Annotated in this window: 4 protein-coding genes; 2 read left to right on the top strand and 2 right to left on the bottom strand. The window is 29.2% G+C overall.

Translation table 11 applies throughout. The features are described 5' to 3' along the window. Positions 1 to 130 precede the first annotated feature (130 nt). On the bottom strand, positions 131 to 1798 hold the full coding sequence (locus tag Q0F58_RS17145; RefSeq protein WP_294379087.1) for a cysteine desulfurase family protein: 1668 nt from the start codon (positions 1796 to 1798) through the stop codon (positions 131 to 133). Between the two features lie 448 nt (positions 1799 to 2246). Between Q0F58_RS17145 and Q0F58_RS17140 the strand changes: the two genes are divergently transcribed. Continuing rightward, complete coding sequence (locus Q0F58_RS17140) at positions 2247 to 2774, top strand: type III toxin-antitoxin system ToxN/AbiQ family toxin (RefSeq protein WP_294379086.1); 528 nt, start codon at positions 2247 to 2249, stop codon at positions 2772 to 2774. Here Q0F58_RS17140 and Q0F58_RS17135 read toward each other — a convergent pair. Then, positions 2726 to 3873 (bottom strand): IS3 family transposase gene (locus tag Q0F58_RS17135; protein ID WP_294379085.1). Its coding sequence is split into 2 segments (ribosomal slippage): positions 2726 to 3630 and positions 3630 to 3873, totalling 1149 coding nucleotides; the frame shifts between segments, so codons are not numbered across the junction. The two genes, Q0F58_RS17140 and Q0F58_RS17135, sit on opposite strands and share 49 nt — an antisense overlap. A 481-nt stretch (positions 3874 to 4354) precedes the next feature. Between Q0F58_RS17135 and Q0F58_RS17130 the strand changes: the two genes are divergently transcribed. Continuing rightward, positions 4355 to 4959, top strand: a 605-nt coding sequence (locus Q0F58_RS17130; RefSeq protein ID WP_294379084.1) for a recombinase family protein, incomplete at its 3' end; no start/stop codon positions are given.

The following is a 4959-nucleotide window of genomic DNA, read 5'->3' as shown; positions in this document are numbered from 1 at the left end:
GTATATTTGTAAAGATATTCTCGAAGTGCTAATAATCTTCCTTTTTTATCTTGTTTAATTTTTTCTTCAGCCATTAATAGTCCTCACCTAAAGCAAAACTATTTCTTACAAGTTTTCTTAAATAAGCATGTTAACCCTTTAATATTTGAATCAAAGTATCAGCTATCTTTAAGACTTCTTCCTCAGAATTATTCTTTCCCAAAGATATTCTTATTGTTCCCTTTGCATACTTTTCAGGTACACCTATTGCTTTAATAACATGTGAGACTTGAGTATTAACACTATCACATGCCGAACCAGTAGAAATACATATCTTCTTCAAGTCCATTCTATGCAGAAGCATCTCACCTTCTGCATTAGCAAACGATAAACTTATATTTCCCGGCAACTGATTTACGCCATTACGAATATAATCCAACCCTGATGCATCTAATTTATTAATTAGTAATTGCTCTAAGCCTAAGATTTTCTCTGTATTAGCTTTCATTTCCAAACAATTTTTCTCTAAAGCAACTGCCATACCTACAATTGCTGCTACGTTTTCAGTTCCAGCTCTATGACCTTTTTCTTGTGCACCACCATCAATCAGGTTAGGAATTCCACCTGTCGAATATAGAAATCCTATTCCTTTGGGCCCATTAAATTTATGTGCAGAGGCAGATAGCATGGATACTCCCATTTTTTTTACATCAATTGGTATATGTCCCACTGCCTGTACAGCATCAGTATGGAATTTTGCTCCATATTCTCTTGCTATTTCTGACAGTTCTTCGATTGGCTGAATTGTACCAATTTCATTGTTTGCAAGCATAACTGATACAAGTGTAGACTCACAAGTTGCAATTGTATCTCGTGGTCTAGATAATATTTTTCTTAATTCATCTGGTTCAAGCTTAGAAAGTGCAATCCCTTTAGCATCTGATGGTATAGGGCTACAATTGCTGCTATGAAGTTTATTTTTTATTATCTCATAAGCAGGATTTAAAACCGCTAAAGGTATAGATACTTCAGTATCTTTTCTAATAATTAAATGTTCTAAACTTCCTTCTGCAAGTTTTTCGACAAACTTATTTGAATATTCCTTATAGAAATCTATTCCTTTAACTAGCATATTAGTTAATTGCACTTCAACTCCAGTAACTCTACTTCCAGCTAAATTCAATACATCAAACCATTCAAGTTGTTCATTCTCGGTCAAGTCCTTCGCATAATTAACAGTATAATAATAGCTCATAAACTTATTTCTAACCTTGGTTAATAATCTTTGAACTTCCAAAGTCTGTAATTCTTTGTGATTTGCTATATATTCATCTAATACCGAATCATCCTTATTATATAATTTACCAACTGGGATTTGAGATTTTTTTAATGCTTGTGGATTAATAAGAAATTTACCAGCAGTAATATCTAAGACTATTGATTTAAAATCTTCATGATCAATATAAGCTTTGTAGTTACAACTTAGCCTTTGCTGCCCATCGTTTACCGATTGTTTACCAACTAATTCATCTTGTTTTATTAACTCTCTTGTTAAAAATGAAAGTTGAGGTACTGCCAATTCTTTATTTTCTATTTTATTAATTGATATTGGTGATACGGCTGCTTTACCATTTAACTGAAAGTTTAATAATGATACTGATTTTTCAGGTGTCCATCTAATATAAGTCTGAAAAACAGGTAGTACAATTCTCCTTTCTTCAATTTCATGGCACAAATCTCTTAGTGCTACAGGTTTTGATTCTTTTGTAGGGTCAAATGTAGAATAATAAATTAAATTTTTGTTGATTTTAATTGCCAAAGCTACCACTCCTTACCATATTTTATATTTATATGATAATAGCTTTGGTTTAAAATGTCAATAGAAAGAAAAAGAAAAAATATTATATTTGTTAAAGCTAAAGCATTTTTATGAGTTTTTAACTATTTAGGGCCTTTTTAGCCTTCGCTGCTATTTTTAAAAGCTATTTTTACTAGCTATAAATAAATATACTTAACATCATAAGTTTAAAACTTCTATTTTTTCAATATGAAGTAAATCAGTACTATTTTTTACGTGACTTTTATTTTTATATATGTTATAATACTTATACAAGATAAGTGTTCACCACTTTAAGCGTAAATTTTAATGTTAAGTGTTCACCACTTTAAGCGTAAATTTTAATGTTGAGTGTTTCGCCACTTAATAAGTGCGATATTTAATGAAAAGGTAAGATTATTCTTACCTTTTTCTTGTATTAGGAGGAAAAATGGGGAAGTTAAAATTTTATACAGTTGATAAGCCATATTTAGATTTTCTACAATACAAAGAAAAGAGTAAACGTGGCTTTACTAGAGTTCCAAATCATGATTATGATACTAATGAAAAATTTGTATGTGGGGTTGTGTTTGAGATTAATAATAGAAAATATTATGCTCCAATGTCATCATATACTAAAAAACAAAATGAAAATATATTAATTGAAGATAAGCATGGCGATGTTAAATCATCTATAAGATTTAATTATATGTTTCCTGTACCTGATGAATGTTTAGAGTATAAAGATTTTAATATTAAACCAGATTCAATGAGTGAAGATAAATATAATAAGTACAAGAGTCTATTAAATATTGAATATGAGTTTTGTGTGAAAAATGAATCCAAAATTTTAAATAGAGCTAAACGAACATATACAAAAGTTACTAATGGTCTTATGTCAATATTTTGGACACAAAAAGTCAAACTTTTTTATGCTGTACTTCTAGCTAATAATTCACATTGTTCTGGAGTCATGTAATTAATAGAAGAGTGCAGTCTTCTCCTGTTATACCAACCTTCAATATACTTAAAAATAGCAACATTGGCTTCTTCAAAGGTTCGGTATTTATTTCTATAAATTTCTTCTTTCTTTATTGATGAATGGAAAGATTCTATGCAAGCATTATCATATGGGCAACCTTTTTTACTAAATGATTGTATTATATTAAATTTTTTACAGAGTTCTTTTAAATCATTACTTGTATATTGAGATCCCAAATCAGTATGAAATATCAATTTTTTATTCTTGTCAGGGACTTGACTGTAATAAGCATTACTCAAAGCTTTTTTAACTAATTCATTTGTCATTCTCTTACCGAAAGCATAGCCAATTATCTTTTTTGAGTGTAAGTCAAGAACTGAAGCTAAATAACACCAACCATCTTTAATAGTATGAATATAAGTAATATCTCCTACCCATTTTTCATTAATCGAAGTAGTTGTAAAATCTCTTTTTAAAACGTTTTCCAAACCCTCTATAACTTTTTTATTTGAATGAGGCTTGTATTTTTTTACAGTTACTGCACATAAACTAAGTTCATTCATCTTTCTCTGAACACGCTTTAATGATGCATTAAAACCTTCTATACTAAGTATTTTATGAATCCTAGGTGCTCCATATATTCCTTTATTAGCTTTGTATATCCTCAAAATAGCTGCCTTTAGTTTATCGTTCTCTACTTCTCTTGTAGACTTGGTTTTATCTGAAAATTTATAATATGTGCTTCTGGCTACGCCTAGGACGGTACACATAGTTTTAATATTATACTTATTTTTATTATTATCTATAAATTCTACTACTTTATCTAATTTTGGGTTGCGAATATGGCCATAGCTTTTTTTAATATTTCATTTTCCTCCTTAATTCTTGCCATTTCTTTTTTTAATTGTTTAACTTCCTTTAATGTCATAACTTCATTTTCATCTACCTTAATTTCTTTTACATCTTTAATCCAACCATTGATTGTTGATTTTGCAATGCCATATTCGCTACTTATTTCAGATACACTCATTCCTGATTTAAATAAATCTACTATCATATCTTTATAATCTTGATCATATCTTCTGCCCTTTCCCATAATGGACACATCCTTTCTTAACTAAATAATATTTTACTTAGTTTGATTTAATGTGTCCACTACTTTATACTAACACCATAAGAAACTTAATCCGGGTTTGGTTAATAATAGTTGTGATTTTAAGTTGCTAGAGGAAGCTATGGATGAATACATAGATAAAGCTAAAGTTGCAGTTGATATAGATTTAAATACATAATAAAGTTTAAAAGATAGATTTTTGAATAAGAAACTATCTTTTTTGTTTACAATATTTTTATAAATACATAGATCATTAATTACTATTTCTCTATAAAATACTGTCTATTAATCATATGATTGCATGGACAGTTAAAAGCACTCTATTAAGGGTGTTTTTTTGCGTTATTTCACAACAGATATGTCTATGAAAATAAAATATGTTTTAGTAGACACAATGTTGTTTTAACAGTATAATTACAATATAAACAAAAGACAAGCTATAAGAGAATGGAGAGAAATGAAAATGATATTTGGATATATGAGAATAAGTACACAAAAAGAAAAGCAAACGACAGATAGGCAAAGGCTTACGCTTGAAACATATGCTAAAGGCAATAATTTTGCATTTAACGAATTAGTTGAAGAAAGAATTAGTGGTACTATAAAGGCTGAAAATAGACCACAATACAATCAGTTAAAGAGTAAGTTAAGGCAAGGGGATATATTGATAGTCACAGATATAGATAGGCTTGGAAGAAGTGCTGATGATGTAATAATGGAATTTAAGCAATTAAAGTCGTGCGGAATTAGAATAATAGCTTTAGATACTCCCTATTTAAATGAATGGGAAAAGGCTCAGGATAATTCAATTTATGACATGATAGCTGATATATTTATTACATTGAAAGCTCATATGGCTCAACAAGAACGTGAGAAAACAGTTAATAGAATTAATCAAGGATTAGAAGTGGCTAGAATTAAAGGAAAGAAATTAGGCAGACCAAAAGTTGATTTGCCACAGAACTTTATTAAAGAATATACTAAGTTTAAGAATGGTGAATATGGTAAAATGTCAGCTATGTCATTTGCTAAGATGATCGGTATTGGAAGAAGTACACTATATAAATA

The organism is uncultured Clostridium sp. (assembly GCF_934754915.1).
In the GTDB taxonomy this organism is placed as follows: Bacteria; Bacillota; Clostridia; order Clostridiales; family Clostridiaceae; genus Clostridium.
This window is presented reverse-complemented; position numbering and strand designations above follow the sequence as displayed.